The 22,805-nt window shown below is 53.3% G+C and carries 21 protein-coding genes and 1 pseudogene; 12 read left to right on the top strand and 10 right to left on the bottom strand.

Annotated features, from left to right (window positions below; all coding sequences use genetic code 11):
- Positions 1-112: 112 nt before the first annotated feature.
- Entirely contained in the window at positions 113-790 is a 678-nt protein-coding gene (locus tag F3J37_RS22425) for a YecA/YgfB family protein (protein ID WP_166935933.1), read from the bottom strand.
- Positions 791-965: 175 nt separating this feature from the next.
- Between F3J37_RS22425 and F3J37_RS22420 the strand changes: the two are divergent.
- The 4 genes and pseudogenes from F3J37_RS22420 to F3J37_RS22405 all read left to right on the top strand — a co-directional run.
- Positions 966-1,160 (top strand): annotated as a pseudogene (locus F3J37_RS22420) (hypothetical protein); the annotation flags it as partial.
- Positions 1,153-1,935, top strand: a complete 783-nt coding sequence (locus F3J37_RS22415) for a MetQ/NlpA family ABC transporter substrate-binding protein (RefSeq protein WP_166935931.1) — start codon at positions 1,153-1,155, stop codon at positions 1,933-1,935. The pseudogene F3J37_RS22420 and the gene F3J37_RS22415, both read left to right, overlap by 8 nt.
- A 147-nt stretch (positions 1,936-2,082) precedes the next feature.
- A complete protein-coding gene (locus tag F3J37_RS22410) occupies positions 2,083-3,261 on the top strand; it encodes a serine hydrolase domain-containing protein (RefSeq protein WP_205299025.1) in 1,179 nt (392 codons plus the stop codon).
- 160 nt (positions 3,262-3,421) lie between these two features.
- Positions 3,422-3,916 (top strand): RcnB family protein, encoded by a 495-nt coding sequence (locus tag F3J37_RS22405; RefSeq protein ID WP_034826295.1) that lies wholly within the window; start codon positions 3,422-3,424, stop codon positions 3,914-3,916.
- A gap of 30 nt (positions 3,917-3,946) precedes the next feature.
- Here F3J37_RS22405 and pdxR read toward each other — a convergent pair whose 3' ends face one another.
- Complete coding sequence (gene pdxR / locus F3J37_RS22400; protein ID WP_166935929.1) at positions 3,947-5,398, bottom strand: MocR-like pyridoxine biosynthesis transcription factor PdxR; 1,452 nt, start codon at positions 5,396-5,398, stop codon at positions 3,947-3,949.
- Positions 5,399-5,504: 106 nt separating this feature from the next.
- Between pdxR and F3J37_RS22395 the strand changes: the two genes are divergently transcribed.
- On the top strand, positions 5,505-6,209 hold the full coding sequence (locus F3J37_RS22395; protein WP_166935927.1) for a GNAT family N-acetyltransferase: 705 nt from the start codon (positions 5,505-5,507) through the stop codon (positions 6,207-6,209).
- 32 nt (positions 6,210-6,241) lie between these two features.
- Here F3J37_RS22395 and F3J37_RS22390 read toward each other — a convergent pair whose 3' ends face one another.
- From F3J37_RS22390 to F3J37_RS22380, 3 genes are all read right to left on the bottom strand, one after another.
- Positions 6,242-6,943, bottom strand: coding sequence for a hypothetical protein (locus F3J37_RS22390; protein WP_166935925.1), 702 nt, complete (start codon positions 6,941-6,943; stop codon positions 6,242-6,244).
- 199 nt (positions 6,944-7,142) lie between these two features.
- Positions 7,143-9,434: a phosphatidylglycerol--membrane-oligosaccharide glycerophosphotransferase gene (gene opgB / locus F3J37_RS22385; protein WP_166935923.1), complete on the bottom strand. Its 2,292-nt coding sequence runs from the start codon at positions 9,432-9,434 to the stop codon at positions 7,143-7,145.
- Positions 9,435-9,646: 212 nt separating this feature from the next.
- Positions 9,647-10,036: a tautomerase family protein gene (locus F3J37_RS22380; RefSeq protein ID WP_034826287.1), complete on the bottom strand. Its 390-nt coding sequence runs from the start codon at positions 10,034-10,036 to the stop codon at positions 9,647-9,649.
- A 120-nt stretch (positions 10,037-10,156) separates the two neighbouring features.
- Between F3J37_RS22380 and F3J37_RS22375 the strand changes: the two genes are divergently transcribed.
- Positions 10,157-11,080, top strand: coding sequence for a LysR family transcriptional regulator (locus tag F3J37_RS22375; protein WP_045832974.1), 924 nt, complete (start codon positions 10,157-10,159; stop codon positions 11,078-11,080).
- Here the strand turns inward: F3J37_RS22375 and F3J37_RS22370 are convergent.
- On the bottom strand, positions 11,054-12,067 hold the full coding sequence (locus F3J37_RS22370) for a glycosyltransferase family 32 protein (RefSeq protein ID WP_034826283.1): 1,014 nt from the start codon (positions 12,065-12,067) through the stop codon (positions 11,054-11,056). The genes F3J37_RS22375 and F3J37_RS22370 overlap by 27 nt on opposite strands.
- 416 nt (positions 12,068-12,483) lie before the next feature.
- On the opposite strand from F3J37_RS22370, the gene F3J37_RS22365 reads away from it, so the two are divergent.
- Positions 12,484-13,434, top strand: a complete 951-nt coding sequence (locus tag F3J37_RS22365) for a YncE family protein (protein WP_166935921.1) — start codon at positions 12,484-12,486, stop codon at positions 13,432-13,434.
- Positions 13,435-13,504: 70 nt separating this feature from the next.
- On the opposite strand, the gene F3J37_RS22360 is transcribed toward F3J37_RS22365, so the two are convergent.
- Positions 13,505-14,059: a histidine phosphatase family protein gene (locus F3J37_RS22360; RefSeq protein WP_058959398.1), complete on the bottom strand. Its 555-nt coding sequence runs from the start codon at positions 14,057-14,059 to the stop codon at positions 13,505-13,507.
- Positions 14,060-14,639: 580 nt separating this feature from the next.
- Here F3J37_RS22360 and F3J37_RS22355 point away from each other — a divergent pair.
- The 4 genes from F3J37_RS22355 to F3J37_RS22340 all read left to right on the top strand — a co-directional run bounded on the left by F3J37_RS22355 (position 14,640) and on the right by F3J37_RS22340 (position 19,637).
- The gene (locus F3J37_RS22355) at positions 14,640-16,034 is read left to right on the top strand and encodes an MFS transporter (RefSeq protein ID WP_166935919.1); all 1,395 of its coding nucleotides are present in this window, start codon (positions 14,640-14,642) and stop codon (positions 16,032-16,034) included.
- A gap of 77 nt (positions 16,035-16,111) precedes the next feature.
- Complete coding sequence (locus F3J37_RS22350; protein WP_166935917.1) at positions 16,112-17,134, top strand: LacI family DNA-binding transcriptional regulator; 1,023 nt, start codon at positions 16,112-16,114, stop codon at positions 17,132-17,134.
- A 12-nt stretch (positions 17,135-17,146) separates the two neighbouring features.
- Positions 17,147-18,130, top strand: coding sequence for a nucleoside hydrolase (locus tag F3J37_RS22345; protein WP_160868542.1), 984 nt, complete (start codon positions 17,147-17,149; stop codon positions 18,128-18,130).
- A gap of 253 nt (positions 18,131-18,383) precedes the next feature.
- A complete protein-coding gene (locus tag F3J37_RS22340) occupies positions 18,384-19,637 on the top strand; it encodes an MFS transporter (RefSeq protein WP_205299024.1) in 1,254 nt (417 codons plus the stop codon).
- Here F3J37_RS22340 and F3J37_RS22335 read toward each other — a convergent pair.
- From F3J37_RS22335 to F3J37_RS22325, 3 genes are all read right to left on the bottom strand, one after another.
- Entirely contained in the window at positions 19,634-20,098 is a 465-nt protein-coding gene (locus F3J37_RS22335) for a YbaK/EbsC family protein (RefSeq protein ID WP_034826269.1), read from the bottom strand. The two genes, F3J37_RS22340 and F3J37_RS22335, sit on opposite strands and share 4 nt — an antisense overlap.
- 95 nt (positions 20,099-20,193) lie before the next feature.
- Positions 20,194-20,988 carry a siderophore-iron reductase FhuF gene (gene fhuF, locus F3J37_RS22330; protein WP_160868543.1) on the bottom strand — a complete coding sequence of 265 codons (795 nt, stop codon included), beginning with the start codon at positions 20,986-20,988 and terminating at the stop codon, positions 20,194-20,196.
- Positions 20,989-21,137: 149 nt separating this feature from the next.
- Positions 21,138-22,232, bottom strand: a complete 1,095-nt coding sequence (locus tag F3J37_RS22325; RefSeq protein WP_034826268.1) for a GGDEF domain-containing protein — start codon at positions 22,230-22,232, stop codon at positions 21,138-21,140.
- Positions 22,233-22,461: 229 nt separating this feature from the next.
- Between F3J37_RS22325 and F3J37_RS22320 the strand changes: the two genes are divergently transcribed.
- Positions 22,462-22,746, top strand: a complete 285-nt coding sequence (locus F3J37_RS22320) for a DUF1435 domain-containing protein (protein ID WP_097118291.1) — start codon at positions 22,462-22,464, stop codon at positions 22,744-22,746.
- Positions 22,747-22,805 lie beyond the last annotated feature (59 nt).

Genomic DNA, 22,805 nt, shown 5'->3' with positions numbered 1-22,805 from the left:
GCACGTGGGCCTCATGGCCGTACACGACCTAAGTTGGGTTCAGTGAAGTTGCAGCATTGAAAGTAGATTGAGGAGAGGGCGCGACCTGGCGCCCTCTTACGGTGATGTGGCGTTATTTACCGCAACACTGTTTGTACTTTTTGCCGCTGCCGCACGGGCAGGGATCGTTACGGCCGGTTTTCTCGCCCGCGAAGTGCGGCAGTTGGGGTTCGGGATCGGGCTGCGCCATGCGCTGTTCCTGCCAGTATTCATGCAGTTCCAGCGCCGCTGGGCGGATGGCGTCAATGCTGGCCTCGAACTCTTCTGGCGAGAACGCTTCACGCTTTGCCAATTCCGCATCACTGCCATGCAGCGTGATGGCGGCCATCGCCGGTTGCAGGCTCTCTGGCAGTTGATCCCAATCTTGATCTAACGCCACGCCGCGCAGATAGCCATAACACCAGTCTTCCACTACGGTGAACTCCTGACCTTCCATCTCCTGCATGCCAAACAGCGGATCAAACTGATCCGGGAACTCCGCCAGACGTTCGGCAATGTCGTTAAAGTGCTGGAAAATCAGCGCCATAAAGCGATCCATTTCACGCTCGTTGGACCATTTTGGAATGTGCTTCTTGTCACCCCACATCGCCACCAGCCACTCGCTCGGTTCGATATCGTTCGGGCCGGAGACCAGAGCCGTCAGCATGCCATCCAGCTCGGAAGTATCCACCACCGACTGTTCATTGCCGTATTTCTCCAGCATATCTTCCAGCCAGTTCAGTTCTTTCTCGGTTAACGGGCCTTGGTTCATACGGCATCTCCTGTGCGGTGCGGGTAGGCAAAGTTTTGACGGCGCGATTATAGCGGGAAGCGGCACGGATTTACCGCTTTTTGCATATCGATTGCTGAAGCTTTCCTAAAAATCATTCGCCATAACATATTGCGCAACAGTATTGGCTGGAATGGAACGCCAGTGGCAGCGTAAATATCAATTACCCGCGCCGCTCGCGGCAGAAGCGCACGGGCCGACCAGCGATCCCACCAATCCCTTGCTGCGTGAAGTGGGCTGGAACTATCTCAAAGGGCGTTTGAGATCGCATCGCGACGTGGCAGCGCGTTACTACGCCGACGCCCAGAACACTTGTTCAATCATAATAAAAGTAAGGAAAGCACATGACTAAAAAGGTGATAGCAACCCTGGCACTGCTCTCAGTATTCAGCACATATGCTTCGGCAGCCGCATTGCGCGTGGCGGCCGATCCGGTGCCGCACAGCGAAATCCTCAACCACATCAAACAAACCGATAAAAAGCTCGACCTGAAGGTGATTGAGCTCAACGGCAATCTCAACGCCAATGAACTGTTAGCGCGCGGCGATGTGGATGCAAACTACTTCCAGCATGTGCCTTATTTGCGCGATCAAGAAAAAGCGTTGGGGGAGAAATTAGCAGTGGTGGCGACGGTGCATATTGAGCCGTTGGGTATTTACTCGCATAAAGTTAAATCCCTGAAAGATCTGCCTGATGGCGCGCAGGTCGCGGTGCCCAATAATGTCACCAATCTCAGCCGTGCGCTGTATCTGCTGCAGGATAGCGGTTTGATAAAACTCAAGGGCAGCAACGCCAGTTCGCTGGTGACAACGGCGGATATCAGTGACAATCCGCATCACCTCAAGATCATTGAAATCGAAGCGCCACAGCTGCCGCGTGCACTGGATGATGCGCAACTGGCGATCATTAACGGTAACTACGCGTTGCAGGCGGGGTTAGTGCCATCGAAAGATGCGCTGGCGCTGGAGCAGGCAAAAGATAATCCGTATGCGAACGTGCTGGTGACGACGCCAAAACTGGCCCATGATCCGCGTATTCTCGAATTAGCCAAAGATCTGGAGTCAAAGCAAACTGCTGAATTTATCAACCAGCACTATCAAGGTTCGGTGATTCCGGTCAACCCATAATCCCGCCTCGCCACCTGTTTCTGGCAGGTGGCGATTCACCTCTTCTGTGTTATATTTCGCCACAAACACCCATCGCACGTTTTGCTAAAAATAAAAAATATCTTATAAATCAATTGCTATGAAAACTTTCACCAGGAATAATCGGTGATGCGCTGCATCATTCCGCGATCGCTGCTGTTGTGCTTCAGTTTGCTATTGAGCGCCTGTGGCACGCTGTCACAAACTTCTGCGCCGGTCGGCGATAAAGTCTATCTCTCCCATGCGACCTTCAATGAAAACGTCGATGACATCGTGCGGCACTACATGCAGCAGAAGCAGGTGTCGGGCATCAGCATTGCGATTATCCATCAGCGCCAGCCTGCGCAGTTTTATAGTTTTGGCGTAACTGATGCGGTACAGCGTTATCCGATCACACCCGATACGTTGTTTGCGCTTGGATCGCTCAGCAAAGGTATAACGGCGGAGGTGATCATTGAGCTGGTAGATCGCGGCGAGCTGCGCTGGAACGATACGCTTGCTACGCTGATGCCGCCGGAAGTGCCGCTCAGTGAAGATGCAAAACGCATTACGCTACTGCAACTGGTCACGCACACCTCTGGCCTGCCGCGTCAGGATATGGATTTGCCGATGTTTATGAAATTCATGGCGTATCTGCGCAGCGGTGAGAATTTTTACGGCAACCTCGATAGCGATGCAGTGCTGAGCTATCTGGCTGATTTTGAAGCACCAGCAAAACCCGCGGCGCAGTATTCCAATCTGGGATATGCGCTGCTCGGCTATATTCTGAAGCATCGTCTGCATCAGGGCATCGAAAGCCTGGCGCAACACAATCTGTTCCAACCCCTGGGCATGACCAGCAGCAGCTTCAAACCACAAAGCCTGCGTGGCTATCCGATGCGTGCGCTGGGCCATGCGGGCGACCAGCCAAAGCTGATTCCGCGTGGTGAGTTGACGCCGGATTGGGCATTCAGCAATAACATGGTGGCCGCCGCCAGTTTGTATAGCAACGCACGTGATTTAATCCGCTATCTGGATGCGCATCTGCACAATGACGCCAGCGCACCCATCAACGCCGCTTTTGCTCAGGTTAATCAAGGCTATGAGCAGCATGGCAACCAGTCTCAAAATATTGCCTGGGTCACGGACACCTACGGTCAGCAAAAAATCACCTATCAGGTGGGCTATATTGGCGGCTACTCCAGCTTTATCGGTTTTGATAAACAAAATGGCAATGCGATTGTGGTGCTACAAAATGCCTTTAACTGGAGCAACTATCTGGGTATTGCTCTGTTGATGGATCTGGCACAGAAGAATCAGGCAGAGTAGCGAACATGGTTGCTTGCAATTTTAGTGCGCCAAAAGTCGCTTTTGCTGAGGTATGCTGTGCAGCGAAATTTGACGCGCAAAACGCGCCGGGGGAACCTTGTGCGTGCTGCACTTGTCAGTAAATTGGACAGTTAAAAATTAACCAGAGTGGAAATCACCAATGCGCAGGACACACGTCACCCTTCTTTCTGCAGGAATTTTTCTGGGCGCTTTGAGCCTGACTCCAGCCGCACTGGCTGAAGGCGAGCAAACGGATAACGTACCACCGCCACCTCAGGTGCAGCAGACCGCACCCGACGCACAAACTCAGGCTCCGGCAGTGGATGCCCCGGCCAGCAATGAACCCGCGGAATCCAGCGGCGATGTGGCACCGATTCGCCCATCGCAGAACGGGATGCAAGATGCCCCTGCCGGGCAAAATAATTACGATCTGAATACCATCATTATCGACTACAAAGAGTACAAAGTCGGTGATGTGGTACCCGATGAGTATCGTAAAAAGCAGTACACCATTGTGGAGTGGCAGCCACGCCACCTGCCAGCACCGCAGCCTGGTACACACTGGGCTTATATCAATGCCAACTACATCCTGATCACCGACGACAGCGGCAAGATTGTGATGGGTAAATCAGGCGATATCTTCTTCAAAGGTTAATCCTTTGTCGCGGCGGCTATCAGGCCGCCGCTACTTCACGTCCAGGCATTGCGCGATGCGCGCGACGCCGGCAATGATTTGACTGGTACTGCTGTTGCCATACCCGAGCACCAACCCTTGTTGCTTTTCCTCTCCCAGATAAAACCCCGACAGTGCACCGGGCGCATAGCCGCTGGCCATCAGCCTCTCCACCACTTCTGTATCTTGTTGTGTATCAGCCAGGCGCAATACCAGATGCATGCCGCACTCGCCGCCCAGCAACGACGTCTGCGTCCCCAGGGTTAGCAACAGTGCTTCGCGCAAGCTGGTTTGACGCTGCCGATAGAGGCGACGCATTTTGCTCAGATGACGGCTGTAGTCCCCGCTGTGAATAAACTGGGCCAGCGCTTGCTGTTCGGGGCGATTTCCCCCGCGCAGTAACTCATGCAAGGCCGGACGTAACAGGGCCAATAGCTGGGGCGGCAGCACCATAAATCCAATGCGAAGTGCCGGAAACAGCGTTTTACTGAACGATCCCACATAAATCACCGGTGATGGCTGCATCATGCCTTGCATCGCAGCGATCGGTTCGCCGCTGTAACGGAAATCACTGTCGTAGTCGTCTTCTATAATCCATGACTGATGTTGGCGCGCTGTGGCGAGAAGAGCCATACGACGAGGCGCGCTCATCACCACGCCTGTAGGATATTGATGAGTTGGGGTGTTGTAGATCAGCCGCGGCGGGCGCTGTTGCCAGTCACGGGTTTGCGGAGCCAGGCCTTGTGCATCCACCTGAATAGGCTCAACGCGCATATCCCCAAGGCGCATGGCGGCTTTTGCTCCGCGATAGCCCGGCTCTTCCACCCAACCTATGTCGCCGCGCTGGCTTAGAAGAGACACGCACAACGTCAGCGCCTGCTGCGCGCCTTCGGTAATGACGATTTGCTCCGGTGTGCAGCGGACGCCGCGCGCCAGTGCCAGATGTTGGGCCAGTGCGGCACGCAGAGCAGGCTCGCCGAGCGGATCACCGTAGCCGAGGAGCTGCTGTGGCTGATGCTGCATCACGCGATTAAGCGTTCGTCGCCACTGGGCCAGCGGGAAGTGTGCCAGCGCGGGAACACCGGGCCGCAGCGCCATCTCCTGGCTTAGGGGGCGGTGGTTGGAGCGAAGCTGCGCCACTCTTGGCGGTAACAGAAGGTCACTGGCGCTGACGTCGTGATTAGGGGAGGATGGCGGTTGCGCGAAAGGACTGATGCGGCTGCCCTGACGATCGCTAATCAAAAAGCCTTCGGCCTGAAGCTGTGCCCAGACGCCGGTTACGGTATTGCGTGACACCTTAAGGTCGGCAGCCAGTTGACGTGTTGAGGGCAAAGGCGTTCCTGCGGAGAGTGCGCCTGTCAGAATGGCTTGTTTAATACGCTGCAATAGCTGCTGCTGTAGCGTAAGTGCGCCCTCGGGAAGTAACGGTGCCAGTAGCAGGCTGTGCAATTCACTCTCATTCATTATGATTCTTCGTGGATCCATAAATTTCACTGAATGTGGTGCTTTTTAACATGCCAGCGAACTGGCACGCTGTGCAACAGGTATTCTCTGACAAAGGAATTGAGCGATGACGCAATACACTAACCAGTACGGACAACCGGTAGGCGCACCTTTGCCAGAGTGGCAATCGCGCAGTTGGCCCGCTTATGAGACCTTTACCGGCCACTACTGCCGACTGGAACCACTCAGTGCTGAACGCCATGGGCGCGAACTCTATGCTGCCTATGCGCAGGCCAGCGACGGGCGTGACTGGACCTATATGTTTGCTGAGCCTTTCACCGATGAGGATGCTTATCTGGCCTATGCCAGCAAGATCGAGCAGGGTCGCGATCCGATGCATTTCGCGGTGATTGACCTGCAGACTCAGCGTGCCGTCGGAACGTTGGCGCTGATGCGCATCGATACCACGCACGGTTCAATCGAAATCGGGCATGTGGCTTTTTCGCCGCTGCTCAAGCAAACCCGTATGGCAACGGAAGCGCACTATTTGTTGATGCGCTACGCACTGGAGCAATTGGGTTATCGTCGCTACGAATGGAAGTGCGATAGCTGCAACCAGCCTTCACGCCAGGCAGCATTGCGGTTAGGTTTCCAATTTGAAGGCACTTTTCGTCAGGCAATCGTGTACAAAGGCCGCAGCCGTGACACCTGCTGGTTCTCCATTATTGATGGAGAGTGGCCGCAGTTGAAACAGGCCTTTGAGCGCTGGCTGGCAGCAGACAATTTCAATGAGGATGGAACGCAGCGCGCAAAGTTGCAGGCGCAGCGTTAATAGCATGTTGACAGCCGGGCGGGATACCCGGCTCAGTTGCTTAACAGATATTTGGTGGTAAACGCGATCATTGTGGTGGCGATAGTGAACATTATGCGTCTCATCCAGACATTGTCTTGTTTTAGCTCGGTAAAACCAATCTGCATGCGTTGATCTAATTCGTTAAATTTAGCATCGTGCTGGCTGAGTTTTTCATCGATTTTCTCAAACCGCTGGTCGATCTTTTCAAACTTTTCATCTATTTTTTCAAATTTTGCATCGATCTTTTCAAATCTTTCATCAATCTTTTCAAATTTTGCATCGATTTTGTCAAATCTTTCATCAATCTTTTCAAATTTTGCATCGATCTTTTCAAATCTTTCATCAATCTTTTCAAATTTTGCATCGATCTTTTCAAATCTTTCATCGATCTTTGCAAATTTCACATCGATTTTGTCGAATCTTTCATCGATCTTTTCAAATTTCACATCGATTTTGTCAAACCTTGCATCGATTTTGTCAAATCGCTGATTGACCTCCGTTTCGAACTTGTCGACACGCCCTTCAAGAGAATCAATGCGCTGATTAGTCGCTCTTTGTTCTCGTACTAAGATTTCCGTTGCTTGCGACAAGTCGAATTTGGTTAAGGCATTTTCTTGCTGCATGTCAGCAAAAATATCCACCATGACTTCGGCCTGCTTGTCCGCAACGCCCGCGTCCTGCAAGGCTTTATAGGCTTTATGAGTGTTAAGCATTGTCAATATCATCCTTATTTCCTCTGGTGTCGTTCCATGAAGAAGCAAGCGTATCCAGAGGGTGATAGTTTCTCAATGTGACAATATGGATTTTGCGCGCTACCTCGGAAAAAATCAATGTTTACAATGAGTAACGTGAATGGCTAATAAAAAGGCCTGCGCACAGGCAGGCCTTGGTTTGTGAAAGAAATAGTTCGCGTTACGGCTGTGGAATTATTTTTATCTCTACCATACCGATACCCAATTTACGCGGGTCCTGGCCCGTGATGTTGCCATCGTTGGAGGGCTGGGGCTCCGGCGGTGCGATAACCAAATTGTGGCTGCCGTTGGGGTTACTGAAGTGCAGCGTGGTGGTAGAGAATTCATCACCGAGATTCAGTCTCTGCTCCTCATCACCGACGCGCACCGGGATGGGCCGATGCGCATTAGGGCCATAGGCGCGTGCGGTGATCACTAGATCAAAACGGGCGGGCAACGGATCGACATATTCGATGTTCACTTCCGGTGCCAGATTGGCATTCGACCATCTTCCCCAGCTCTCGGGCCGTGAAATCCCGGTGAAACCTTTCACGCCAGTGGGGGCGCCAGGCACCGTCAGCAGGAAGCTGTCGGCGTTATAGCGAATCGCATTATCTTCCACGCGAATCTGCTGCTCGTTAAGTTGATAAGTCGCGGCACTCACCTCGACTTTCGGGAATTGCGCTTTGCCCTTCCACTGCGGTTTATCGATGCGCGTTACCGTCGGTTTTGCGCCCATCTGGCCCATGGCGACACAGAGATCGGTAGAGAGGGCCAAATCAGGCTGCCATAAGCGGCCCATCTTGAAGCAGTGATCGACCCAGACGAATTTATCCGAGGCGGTAAAGTCCGCGAGCTGGTAGCGCAGTGGAGCAGAATATTCGCCTTCTGGCAGTGGCTCGACGCGATCCTGCCCGACGCGGAACAGAATCGGCAATTTGAAGGTTGATCCCGAGAAGCTGAAGGTGTTTTTGGGCTGATCGATGGTGAAGACATCCATCTTACTGGGGAATTTCCACAGCTGAATGATATCGGCTTTCCATGCCGTCACCTTCTGCGCCATGTCTTCAAACTGAGCCGATAAAGATGTTGAAGAGAGGCCGCTGCGGCCGAGTCCAATTGCCTTATCACCACCCAGAATATCCAGCACCGTGGCACCGTTATCCAGGGTGCTGCGTTTACCATCCAGCACTTCCGCCTGTGGCTCGTCACCACGAATCACCATAAACAGATCGCGGCGCGGCTGCTTAATCAGATACTGATGCGCAGTGTTATTCATGGCCAGATGATCCGAACTGACCACGATGATGGTGTTTTTAAACCATGGCGACGCTTTGATACGCGCAATCAAACGTGCGACATGCTCTTGTGAGCATGCCACAGCGCTGAAGGATTGATTGGGTTTTCCATCGTAGCTGTAACTTTTACGCTGACAGCTGCGCGAGATAAAGCCGTCAGGATGATGGGTGTCCACCGTCAGGGTAAATAAGGCAAACCGCTTTTGCTGACGTGAAAGTTCTTCATACTTCTCAAACACTTCGTCCATCACCGTGTCATCGTAAAAACCCCAGTTGTTGCGGTAGCCAGGATCGGCAACCCGGCTCTTTAACTCTTCTGAACCATACATATGTGCGGGCGAAAAGCCGTGTGACAGCAGGAAGGTGTCCTTGCCCGCAAAGCGTAAATCCGCGCCCTGAATAAACCAGTTTTCATAACCGGAGTTCTTCAGGATATCGCCGAGGCAAATATTCTGTGGGTAGAAGCTGGAAAGCGAGGCCGAGGCGTTGCCATCAAAAGGCGCAAACAGGGGAATACCGCATTGCGAAGCTACCATCCCCGCGATGGTGTAATCGGTGCCTGGCAACTGTTCGGTTTCACTGAAATCGATGCTCTGGTCTTTTTCGCGACTCAGTTCCGGCGCGAGTCCGGGGAAAGCATCTTGATCAAAATAGGTGCGTTCAAGGCTCTCACCGTAGATGTACACCAGGTTAAGTTTGGGTTCGGGAATGGTTTTATTGGGCGTCTTATAATAGTTATCGAAATCAGAGTCGGCCAGACGTGAGTGCGAGGCAATAAGATCTTTCACCTGACGAAAAGCAGGTGTGGTTTGCACCGAACCTGCAGCGCAGGCGATAGCCAGTAAACTCCAGCCTAAATGATGCGGCCGTCTACGGCGGCGTAGCAGCCAGGAAAGCAGGCAAAACAGCAAAAACAGGCCAATGATTAATCCAATGGCGGGCACCACATATTTACTGACGCCGGCACCTGTCAGGCTGTTGGTCAGGGTATACAGCACCGCATCGGTGATGCCATCGCCGGTAAAATAGTTGCTGGCAAACAGCGTGGCATTGAGCACGATAAACAGCGTGAGCAGCACTAAGATCAGGATAAACCAGAATTTATTTCGCCCGGCTTTACAGGAGTAAACGGCGATTGCCGCTAAAAAGAGTACAACCGAAACCAACTCGGACAAGGTTTGATCCTCACATAAATTAGTGACGCCATCCCTGCGCCCTCGGCCCTCTTTGGGGGTTATGCGTCAATTTATATGGGCTGTCACAGTGCTGCAACATAACCACACAGAATTGTGCGGCGGGTTCCGATCCGTTTAAGGCAGGTTTAGATTGACTATGGTTTGACCTGGCAGCAACGCACGCGTCGCTGCCAGAGAGGGGCGAGGAGGGATCAGAGCTTGCCAGTCAGATACTGCGCTTCGCCGTCGGCAAAGCTCCAGTCGCCTTTGCTGTTAGTGATAAAACTGATCATCAGATCGTTGCCCTGCACGCCACAATTTTCCTGCAACTCGCGCGCTAACTCTGCCATGAATAGCGTTTTCTGTTCTTCGCTTCTTGGGCTGGTGTACACGCGTACCATCACCAGGTTATCGGTCCGCTCGAAACCCAGTCCGGTATCCTGAAACACCATTTGATAGCGTTTATTCTCATGAACAATCTGATAGCGATCCCGCGCGGGTACTTTGAACGCGGTTAATACCGCGCGGTGCGCGGCATCAAGCAAGGTACGAATTTCTGATTCAGAACGGCCCTGAATCACATCAAAAGTCAGTAACGGCATAAATAAACCCTCGTTTTTGCTCACAAGATAAGAGTAGGATGTGGCTTTATGCTGCCGCTTGCTGCAGGAAAGAAAAAGCGCGCTGGTTGAAATGATTATTTATTATTTTGAACAATCCATATGAAAGAAATCAAAACTGATGCGCTCTGGGTGCATTTGCACTGGCTAACGGTGCTGGCTGAACTGGGCAGTTTTACTCGTGCAGCTGAACGATTAGATGTCAGCAAAGCGGCCATGAGCCAAAAGATTAAAGAGTTGGAAGAGATGGCGGGGGTGTCACTGGTGCAGCGCACCACGCGCAGCGTGCGTCTGACCTCGGCGGGCGAGAAGCTGGTGGATGAGTTGCGCGATCCTTTCGCGCGCATCGCCCAAAGCTTTTTCAGCGTGCGTGATGAGGCCGGGCCAGTTCGCGGCCTGGTGCGTGTCAGCGCGCCGGTGGCGTTTGCACGTCAGCAGCTGGTGCCGATTATCGGTGATTTTTTGCGAGAGTATCCGCAGGTGCGGCTGCAGTTGGATGTTACCGATCGCTTAGTGTCGTTAGGCAGTGAAGGATTTGATCTCGCCATCCGCCACAGCCAGACATTGCCCGAAACCCATGTGGCGTTGCCGCTGTGTGAGACGCGCGCGCTGTTAGTGGCCTCGCCGGCTTATCTGGCGCAAAACGGTGTGCCTCAGGTGCCAGAATCGTTGCAGCAACATAACTGCCTCTACTACCCGCGTGGTCTGGAATCGCCACAATGGCGTTTCCGCCCGGTGAGTGGCGGCAGTGAATCCGTGCAGGTGAAAATTCAGGGTAATTTTGCCACCAATAACAGCGAATCAATCCGCGATGCCGCGTTGCAAGGGCTGGGCATTGCCATGCTGCCCGATTTCAGCGCCGCGGCGGCGCTGGCAGCAGGCACGTTGCAACAGGTTCTGCCGCAGTGGCAAACCGTGGATGCTTTTGCCGATCGGCTGTGGGTGGTGCGCCCGTATGCGGCACAGGTGCCACGGGCGGTGACCACCTTTATCCACTGGCTACGCGCGCGCTTTGTTGATGGGTGAAGCCAACGCCATCGCCGCATGCGGCTGCATCATCTCACCCAGCAGGCTGCTGCGGTTGTAATTGCCTAAACGCAGGTTGAAGTCGAGGTGCATCTGTTCGTTACCGCTGAGCTTAATCACCGGTGGTGGCGTCATAGGACGCTGGTTGAACAGGATGGCATGTGCAAACGCCTCGCTTTTCCAGCCGCTCAAACGCTGATAATAGTAAGCGTTGGCTTCACATTTGCGCAGATAGAGATTCACCCGACGATATTCCCGCATCGCCGCCTGTTGTGCCAGTGAACCCAACTGCTGCTGAGGTTGATCAATTTTCTGAGTCAGGAGTGAAAAGTCATCGCGCTTGTTGAGCTCGTTGAAATAATTCTGCTCACCCAGATGTTTGATGGGGGCGTATTGCTTCTGCCATTCACGAATAAACGGGTTATTCGGAGCCGCCGCCAGAAACCAGTTTTCAATCACTGGCGCCAGATAATTGACGGTGGAGTTTTCACGATAATAACCAATCACATCCATGCAGCGCTCTTGATGAGCACGATGTACCCATGAGAGATCTTCAAATAACAGCGTGCTGCAATCAATGGCAATACCGCCGTAGCGCAACAGCAGTTCCAGACGAATGACTTCGCTTTTTTGCTGTTCGCTTAATAATGTTGAGGTGAAAATAAAATCAGGTAAAACTTCTTTTACCGTTAATCGATTGAGCAAATAGATATCGTGATCAGGATTATCTTTGCGCAGCTTTTGAATATTTAACATCATGGATTTCGGTAAATATTCATTATCCCAATACATCCACACTTTTTTCGGTATTTCTGGCAGCGACTTTTCGCCAGAAAACAACACGATATTGTCCTCTTCGCTAGGATCGTACTCCGGCGCGCAGAGCGCAGTATGCTGTTTTTTCTGCAGTAATGTCTGGCTGGTAAAAGCGATTCTTTTCCAGTTCTGCCAGAGCGCGAGCGCTGGCTGGAGACGTTTTTTATTCATGGTGCACCTGATTATTGTGATTATGGTGGCAAGGATTCCCTGATGCTGGCAGCTTATGCGCTCTTATGTTTCCTCACGGCTGTGTGTAAAAAGTACGCACATCAGCTTAATAAAGCATTCTGGCCTTAGAGGCTATGACTTTTTTTTTCTTTCAGATAAAACGGAAAATGAAGGATCCGTTAAGGGTAAAATTTCCCGGAAATAATTGAATGGCCGACTGATTTTATAATTAATCATCATTAGGACTATTCCTAATAAAATAACTTGGCCTTGGCGCTGGCTGCGGCTTAGATAAAAAATCCCCGCATTCAAATGGTTTAAAGCGGCTACATTTTTCGCTGGCCTGGCAGGGATTTGCCCCTTCCTGATGCAGGTTAACTACGCTTAGACGAGGTGGTTAACACAAAGGAGGCACTATGCAGCCACACAACCGTGGGTTACTGGCGGTCGATAAGCAGGGGAATCGGGTTCTGTTTCTCGATCCCGACACCTTTGCCGTGCAACAGGAGCTGAATGCGTTTCCGCCGCGTCCGCATGAGCTACTGATGTTGCCTGAGCAAGAGAAAGCCTATGTGCCGATCTATGGTGATGGCATTCATGGAGACAATCCCCACCCCGGTCACAAAGTGGCGGTGATCGATCTACGCAAACGCCAGATCAGCGGTTTTATCGACTTATCTCCGTTGCAGTCGCCCCACAGTGGCCAATTGGGCCGCGATGGCAAAGTCTACCTCTGCTGTGAAAACAGTGCGGCCGTGGCAGTCATCGATCCCTTTACCGATAGGGTGGAAAAAATGATTAAGCTGCCATCGCACAATGCGCATCGTCTGACGCTCTCACCCAGCGGGCGTAAATTGTTCACAGAGAACGAAGAAGACGCCAGCATCACGGTGGTGGATCTGTGCGAGGCAGAAGGGCGCATCATTGACAACATTCTGCTGCCGGGGCCGATCTCCGGTATCGCGGCCTCGCCGAAGCATCCTTATCTGGTCGCTAGCGCGGCCGACGCGCCGTTACTGTATGTGGTCGATCGCCAAAGCCATCGTATTCGCCAGCGCATTAAACTCACGGCCCATCAACAGCCCTGCCAGGTGGTACGTTTTAGCGCCAACGGTGAGCGATTGGTAGCAATTGGCGATCAGGAGCCGCTCATCACACTGTTTGATGATTTACTCAATCCGTTGGGGGATGTTCCGGTCGGCAACAAACCGATGGATGGCTGTTTTAGTGCTGATAATCGAACACTGCTGATTGCCAATGAAGGCGATGGAACATTGAGCGTGATTGATTTGCTGCAAATGAAAGTGGTAGCGACCCCGAACGCCGGAAAAGGCTGTGAGGTGCTGAGTTACTTCCAGTTGAACTGACGGCGGGGCATCTCCTTGTGGCAACGTTCGTCAGGCACCTGATCGCGACGTTTGATTGGACGTAACAGGGTTAAATAAACGGGCGATGGTAAATCGCGCTGCTCCAGTGGCGACTGCTGGCATGTTTTTCCGCCTGCCAGCCGCGTTTACGCAATTCCCGGGCGATCATTTTGTTCATGATGCCGTGCCCCACCAGTAACACCGTTCCCTGTTTTGATAACGTGACCAACTTATCTGCCGCCTGACGCGCCCGTGCTCGGGCATGAGTCAACGATTCCACATGCCCGGCGTAACCGCATAACCATAACAGTCGCAAAAGAGCGAGCCAAACGGTCAGCGGCAGGTGCAGGCGTTCGAACGGCAGCAGCGGAATGGCCACTTCACTGAAAACCTCATCCACCTCATGCGGTTGCAGGCCGAGACGCGTGAGCGATGAACGCGCGCGGGGTAGCGGGCTGGAGGCGATCACGCGGGCCATTCGAGCGATGGCCATACTGCGTGGCGGCGGCGAGTCGCAAATGTCGGCCAGGTCATAGCCTTCACACCAGTCGGCCAGCGCTCGCGCAGTAAAGCGCCCGCTGACCGGATGGTCAGGTTTACCGTGTCGCATGAGGATGATGGTCATAGGCGCCCTGTGTGATTTTTACCCAGTGTAATGCAGGTGATAGCTGAACCGCACTGGCGAAAGGGTTTTAAGATTAATTCGCAATTGTCATTAAAGCTTAACTGATTTGTGCGAAAAAAAGCGCGATGAAGGATCAGCCACAACTCAGCTAATGATAAGCAACGCTCGTTAATTGCCTTGAGGTTAATGCGCTGCTGTTGGTTTGAATGAGCTGTAATGTTATGAATTAACGCCATTTTTGCTTTCTAATCCCGAGCTATAGTGAAGATAAATTAATTATTTTCACTTTTATCACTTGATTTATCTACGCGCGTAGATAGACTGTGTCCACAGTGATAACTCACGGTGCCAGAGACAAAGTTGGCCTTGAGATGACGTGGTTACATTTGCCTTACTAATGCGATCGATGAAAAAACATCGACGAGAACAGGCGAATGAGTGAATTCCAACACCAGGGAGTTCTTTTGACTTTCATCCAGGTTTGCCTACTGAACGTCTTCACCGGGGAGTTCCGCTTGTTGCAAGGGAACCGTCCCACGGAAGGGCGTTTGCTGTTTTCACCTATTTCAGGGAAAAGGTCATGACGGTACATCAGTCCGTTTCGCAACAAACTTCACTGAGCACCTCTTCAGCTGCTGACATGCGGCTGGAAACCTCTTCTGGCCGCAAAGATTTCTGGCGCGCCACCTTCTCTTGCTGGCTCGGCACGGCAATGGAGTATGCGGATTTCGCACTCTATGGCCTGGCAGCAGGCATCATCTTTGGCGATGTGTTTTTCCCCAATGCCACACCCGCTATGGCGCTGCTCTCCAGCTTTGCCACCTGGTCCGTCGGGTTTATTGCACGTCCAATTGGTGCGCTGCTGTTTGGCTGGATCGGTGACCGCAAAGGTCGCAAGACCGTGATGATCGCCACCATCATCCTGATGGGCGCATCGACAACCTTGATTGGTCTCATCCCTTCTTACGCCACGATCGGCGTCTGGGCACCCGCTTGTCTGGTGCTGTTGCGCTTTACCCAAGGGTTGGGCGCCGGTGCGGAACTGTCTGGTGGCACCGTGATGCTGGGCGAATATGCCCCGGTTGCGCGTCGCGGTCTGGTCTCTTCCGTGATTGCCCTCGGCTCGAATAGTGGCACGCTGATCGCTTCGCTGGTGTGGCTTGCCGTGATTCAGATGGATAAACAAACCTTGCTGGATTGGGGATGGCGTATTCCGTTCCTCAGTAGCGTGCTGATTGCCGTGGTCGCGTTATGGCTGCGTCGCCATCTGCGTGAAACCCCGGTGTTTGAGCGCCAGCAGGCGCAACTGCAGGCAGAGCGTAGCGCCACATTGCAGCATGCCGCCGCCGAGGTTGATACCCGCAGTTTCTGGCAGCGCAGCCGTGCGTTCTGGACGATGGTCGGCTTACGTATCGGCGAAAACGGTCCTTCCTATCTGGCGCAGGGCTTTATCGTCGGTTATGTTGCGAAAGTGCTAATGCTCGATAAGTCGGTGCCAACGACGGCGGTGTTTATTGCCTCGCTGCTGGGTTTCCTGATTATTCCGTTTGCCGGTTGGATGTCTGACCGCTTTGGCCGCCGTATCACCTATCGTGGTTTCTGTCTGCTGCTGATGATTTACGCCTGGCCGGCATTCAGCCTGATGGACAGCCGTGACCCGGCGATTGTGATCCCGGTGATGGTCGTGGGCATGGCGCTGGCTTCCCTCGGTATTTTTGGGGTGCAGGCCGCGTGGGGTGTGGAAATGTTTGGTGTCAAACACCGTTACACCAAGATGGCGGTGGCAAAAGAGCTGGGGTCTATCCTTTCTGGAGGGACAGCACCTTTGGTGGCTGCGGCGCTGTTATCGTTCACCGGACACTGGTGGGCGATTGCCGTGTACTTCTCGGCGATGGCGACCATCGGTTTTCTGACCACGTTTGTGGCACCGGAAACGCGTGGGCGCGATCTGAATCTACCGGAAGATGCGATCTGACGCGCAACACGCTGTAAGTGAAACAGTGCCATTGGCCGGTTATTCCGGCCAATGGCACTCATGCAGAGGCAAGAGCATTGGCGAAATCCCCAGGCGGAAATGTAACACGTAGCGATGTGGCGAAAGCCGCCGGCACCTCAGTGGCGGTGGTGAGCTACGTGATCAACAACGGACCGCGCCCGGTGGCGGAAGCCACGCGGCTGCGCGTGCTGGAAGCAATTAAACAGACGGGCTATCGACCGAATGCGGTGGCGCGAGCATTGGCATCCGGCAGCACCAAAACCTTTGGCCTGGTAGTGCCGAATATCAGCAACCCCTTCGTGGCTTCGATGGCGCATATGCTGCTGCAGGAGTCGCTGGATCACGGTCACGTGATGCTGCTGGGGGATGCCGGAGATGATCGCAAGCGTGAGCTGGAACTGATTCAGGGCTTGCTGAATCGTCAGGTGGATGGCCTGTTTTATACCAGTGTCGACCGCCACCCATACATTGATGTGATTCAGGCCAGTGGTACACCGCTGGTGATGCTGGATCGCGTTGCCCCCCGTCCTGGCGTGAGCATGTTGCGGGTCAATGAGCGCGAGGCCTCGCGTCAGGTGACTGAACATCTGCTCAGCCACGGTTATCAACAGGTTGGCATGATCAGCGGTCCGCTGGAGATGTTGAATGCCCAGGATCGTATTCAGGGCTGGCGCGATGCCATGGCAGAAAAAGGCCTGCAGGCAGATGAAGCCCTGATTTTCCCTGCCAGCTACTCGCGACAAGGCGGTTATGACGCCACAAAACGTATGATTGCCAGCGGACAGGTGCCGCGCGCGCTGTTTACCAGCAATGAGGGCCAGGCGATTGGCTGTATCCGTGCGCTCTCTGAACACGGTTTGCGCGTGCCGCAGGATGTCGCCCTGGTGTGCTTTAACGGCACCGATCAATCTGCATTCCATGTCCCGACATTGACGACGGTACGTCAACCGCTGCGGGAAATGGCACGCAGCGCTATCGCCATGCTGAAAAATGGGGATGGCGAAGCCCAGCTGGCAGAGTTCCCTCACCATCTTGAAATCGGTGAGTCCTGCGGCTGCCTGCTTACTCAACAAAAATAAACCTATAACATTATGAAAAGACTGATTATTGATTGTGATCCGGGAAATGGAATTGCAGGGGCGAACACCGATGACGGCCTGGCGCTGGCACTGGCGTTGGCATCACCTTCGCTGTCGGTTGAACTGATTACCACCGTCACTGGCAATACGCCGAGTGCGGTAGGGGCGCAGGTTGCCAAAGATTTACTCCAGCGATTAGGGCTGAATATTCCCGTAGTGCAGGGCGCGTTGCAGGCACTCCGCGAAGACCCCGCCCCCTGGCGCGCACGCCTCGATGGCGTCAAGGATGCGAACCTCGCTGAACTGTGGCGGGGCGTGCGTAAGCCGCAGTTGCTCGCGGCAGATGGCAATGATGCCGCAGGCGTGATGGGCCAGCTGATTTGCGATAATCCTGGCGAATTCACCCTGGTGGCAATCGGTCCGCTGACCAACGTGGCGCAGGCGCTGCAGCGCTATCCGCAAATGGCCGAATCGGTGGCGGAGATTGTGATCATGGGTGGGGTGTTCGCTTTAGATGATTACATCAAAGACACCAACTTTGGTCTGGATCCCGAAGCGGCGCATCAGGTGCTGCACAGCGGTGCAGCCATCACGCTGGTGCCGATGGACGCCACGACACAAACATTGATGACCCATCAGGATCTTAATCGTCTGACGACCAACGATCATCCGTTACCGCAATTTGTCCGTGAAACGTTGCGCCCGTGGATTGATTACTCGATTCGCACCCGCCATCTGCCAGGCTGCTGGATCCACGATGCGCTGGTGATTGCCTGGCTATTGAATCAGCGCGTGGCGGATGGGGTGGATTACTTTGTCGATATTGAGTTACGCGCTGGCGCAACGCGCGGCAAGAGCTGGCGGTATCGGTCGCCACTGCGCCTGGACATTGGCGTGCCGGAGCAGACCGGGGCATTGGTGCACGTGATGCAGAACGTCAACAATCCGTTGCTGCTGGAGATGATTGAAAAGGCGTTTAATCAACTGCAGCGCTGAATGCCCATAGATGGGTGCGGCACACTGAGCCGCCCCCGTCTTCCTGCCATACCGCCAGGAATTTGCCCTTTCAGATGGCACTGCTGTACGGCGGTGCAATGTTTCACTCCATGACATGCTTACTTACACCGCGAATCACTCCCTGACAATTCCCCGCCGCAGCGCTCCTTTCTGACATGCTATATACAAATAGTTAACACAATAATAACCAGCGAAATCATTCGCCGGATAACGTTCCAATAAATTCTGGTCAATGAACCGGAAGCTAATCAGACAGGATACCCCTATGTTCAACTGGACTGCGACCCAGCGAAACGTGGCGTTTGCCAGTTTCACCAGCTGGACGCTGGATGCGTTCGACTTCTTTATCCTGGTGTTTGTACTCAGCGATCTTGCCCAGTATTTCAACACCAGCGTCTCCGATGTTTCTGTTGCCATTATGCTCACGCTGGCGGTTCGACCAATTGGCGCGCTGATTTTTGGCCGTCTGGCGGAGAAGTATGGCCGCCGCCCGATTCTGATGCTCAATATCGTGATGTTCTCACTGTTTGAGCTGCTCTCTGCATGGTCACCGAACTTCACCGCCTTCCTCGCCTTCCGCGTGATTTACGGCGTGGCGATGGGCGGCATCTGGGGCGTGGCATCGTCACTGGCAATGGAAACCATTCCGGATCGCTCGCGTGGGCTGATGTCCGGCATCTTCCAGGCGGGCTACCCTTGTGGCTACTTGCTGGCCTCGATCATTTTTGGGCTGTTTTTCGAGTCGGTAGGCTGGCGCGGCATGTTCCTGATTGGCGCATTGCCGATTCTGCTGCTGCCGTTTATCTATTTTAAAGTGCCGGAATCCCCGGTCTGGCTGGCTGCACGCGAGCGTAAAGAGAGCACGGCGCTGCTGCCGATTATTCGTCAGCACTGGAAAATCTGCATCTACATGGTGCTGCTGATGGCGTGCTTTAACTTCTTTAGCCATGGCACCCAGGATCTCTATCCGACTTTCCTGAAAGTGCAGCATCAGTTTGATCCGCACACCGTGAGCATCATCGCCATCAGCTACAACATTGCGGCGATGCTGGGCGGGATTACCTTTGGTGCGTTGTCAGAACGCATTGGCCGTAAGAAAGCGATTATCCTTGCCTCCTTCCTTGCGTTGCCGGTGTTGCCGCTGTGGGCGTTCTCCAGCGGATCCTGGATGATTGGCATCGGCGCGTTCCTGATGCAGTTTATGGTGCAGGGCGCATGGGGCGTGGTGCCGACCTATCTTACCGAACTGGTGCCTGCGAATGCACGTGCGGTACTGCCGGGCTTTGTTTATCAGTTGGGTAATCTGATTGCCTCGGTCAATGCGACCTTGCAGTCACGCATTGCCGAGGCTCACGGCGGCAACTACGGCCTAGGGATGGCAATCGTTGCCGGTACGGTGGCGGTGCTGATTTGCGTGTTTGTCGCCTTCGGGCGAGAGACGCGGGGTATCGAAATATCCGGTGCCGTGGCGCGCGAACAGCGTTAAAGCGCCTCGCAGACGTCGACCCATTTCGCCGCAGTCAGCTCAGCCATGCGCTGCGGCGAAATGCGCACTGCACTGTGAATCGAACCTGCCGCGGGCAGCACTTCATCAAAACCGCGCAGGGTCACATCACAATAAACGGTCAGCGGATTTTCCAGTCCAAAGGGGCAGACGCCGCCCACCGGATGTCCGGTCCAGTTCACCACCTCATCCACACTCAACATGCGGGCCTTAGCGCCGAGTGCGGCTTTCAGCTTGCGGTTGTCGAGGCGGGCATCACCGCGCGTGACGATCAGCACAATGGCATCCTTCACCTTCAACGACAGGGTTTTGGCGATTTGCCCCGGCATCACGCCATGGACGCGTGCGGCCAGTTCTACCGTGGCGGTGCTTTCCGGCATCTCGATGATGTCGATATCCGGTGCATGTTCGGCAAAGAAGTGCCGTACCGACTCCAGGCTCATTTTTTTCTCCGGTAAAAACAGAGCCTAAAAGCTGCCATAAGGGGGGAAAAGTGTAAACGGGATAAAAAGAGAATCTGTAACAGAATGCGCGCAGGTTAAACCACTTTTAACGTGCAGTTACCACAGCGTTCCACGTCCGGAATGCGATAGCGCTGGCAGCAACTGCGACGTTCCATCTCGCCATGACGCGGGATCATGGTGCGATAAAGCGGATTGTCGCTGCCATCCAGCAGCGTCTGGGTGAAGAACAATGCCTGTTCCAGCTGAGTGATGACGGGCGCGGATAACTGGCCTTTCAGTTCACCGAGGAACCAGTAAAACGAATAACCCATGTTGTTCCAGATGAGTTTGGCGTTGATATCACCGTGCTGCGTCATGCCGTTGACAGCCGGGATCAGGCATTGCTGAATCAGGCGGTCAATACGCTGCTGTGCACTCAGGTAACGCGCCTCTTCATCTTCCTGCACATCAATCCAGAAAGCACAGGGATGGCCGTTTTCATGAAACTCCACATGAATCAGATGGGGGGCGCACTTCAATGCCCGCGGCTCCTGCAGCAACATCAGCATCAGCGGGGCCAACAGCAAGCCAAAATACCATTGTGCCCAAAGTGACTGCAGCGGTTTGGCTTCCTGTTGCACATCAGGGTGATTGCGATAGAGATAATCGCTATAGCGCTGTGTCAGGCGACGATAGTGCAGCGGAGTGGACCACTCGGCCAGCGTCAAGGTCCCTGCGGGAGCGGCCTGGCCGAGTTTGACGTTATCCAGCATGTAGCTTCGTTGATCACGCATCAGATCTTCCAGTGCGCTCGCTAAGCTGCGGTCGCTCTGCATAAAGATCAGAGGATGGTCGCTAAAGCGATGATCCTGACGCGTGATGATGGTCATGCCGGTCCTGAGTGATAACGGGAATCGTGAGGCAAATGATAATCGTTACTGTCAATGCGAACAAGATGTCATCAAGCGAAGAAGGGGGATGGCACCACTTATCAGGATCCGATGCCGCTCCGTGATAAATGGCTTCGCTCATCTACCGGTTACATCAGGTCATTACTGACTTGCGTCAGCCTCGGCAAATCTTCCCAGGCGAGTATGGTGTTACGCCCCTGATTTTTCGCGACGTATAATGCGCGGTCAGCATTTGCCACCGCCTGGTCAAACTCATCGCCAAAAATAGGCGCGATCCCGGCACTGATGGTGACATGAGTGGAGACCTTTTCATTAAAGCGATGCGGGATTTCGAGGTCCACTACGTACTGACGAATGCGCTCCGCCAGCTTCATCGCAATCGAGGCGTTAACGTTGGTCATCAGCACCAGAAACTCTTCACCGCCATACCGTGTTACCACATCGCGTGAACGCACGGCATCACGAATGGCAACCGATACCCGCGCCAGCGCCTGATCGCCCATCGCATGACCGTAGTTGTCGTTGTAGGCTTTGAAGTGGTCAATATCCAGCAGCAGTACGTAATGACTGCCCGCGTGGTTTTCCAGGATGGTGTCGAGGCGATTTTTCAGGCCACGGCGGTTATACAAACCAGTGAGCGGATCCAGCATACTCAAATCGCTAAAACTCTCTTTTTCCTCATACAGCTGGCTTACCAGTCGTCGGGTAAAAGTATCAAAACGGCGGCGCATTAAATGATGCAGCGAGAAACCAATCAACGGCAGCGTGATCGTAAAAATGATCATCATTAAATGCTGACCATCATCTAATAACAATACGGTTAATACGGGGGGCGTAATGTGTAAACAAAATGCGATCAAATAATCACTGAGCGCAATGGCACTGACGAAAAATACGCTTAACAAGCTGATTATTAAAAAGCTGCCATCAAAATAAAAAACCTGATGATACCTGTGGTTAATGTGCCATGCCCAGAGCGCACCTAATATCATGGCAACAGGATTTAATAGCGGTAATTTCCGTTTTGGCATCATCAGACAAACGGTCAGTAACGTCAGGCTGAAAGCCGCGACAATGCCTACTGGCAGCGAGCTTACCGGGCTATCTGTGCCTAAAAAAGGTAACAGGCAAAAAAGCGAAACGGCGACATTTAAAAACAAAAAGAGCATCAGCGAAAGCCGATATTTGCTGTGTTTCAACTCATCATAAGATTGTAATTTCATTATTATTACTCTTCACAGCCCTGAAATATCAAAGCGCTACCCGTGGGAAATACTCCCGCAAATCGGATAGTGAGCACGTTATTGACGTGTTATCGAAATAGTTATCGGCGGCAATTTAGCATTTTCCAGTAAATCTGTCATCCAACGCATCCCTCGATAAAAAATTCGCTGCAAGATGAGAAATATTGTCATATGATAATACGAATATTTATCATTTGAGGGTTGCGCGATGATCATGGCGATGATGGCTGCCTGCGGCTTATGGGGCGTGAGCTGGATGATGGGTAAGCGGCTAGACAGCGGTTGGGGAGTCTTGTTGCCCTGTGCGGCTTTACCGATTTTTGCGCTGTGGGAGCCGAGTTTCAGCCAGTGGCGCGTGGTGATGATTGTTGCGCTGTTGATGACAGTAGTGATGTTGTTCCATCATCGTCTGCGTCATTATTTGCTGCTGCCTTCTTGTCTGGCATTGGCGGGCGGGGCGGCGGCGGTCACCGTGAATTTCCATATCATCTGATCCTGCTTTCAGGATGACAGAAACGACAACATCACGCTCAGTGCGTGATATTTTCTTTT

Origin of the sequence: Candidatus Pantoea communis, from assembly GCF_011752685.1 — a bacterium.
Taxonomy (GTDB): Bacteria; Pseudomonadota; Gammaproteobacteria; order Enterobacterales; family Enterobacteriaceae; genus Pantoea; species Pantoea communis.
Note: the sequence above shows the minus strand (reverse complement) of the source record. Positions and strands in the feature narration are given on the sequence as shown.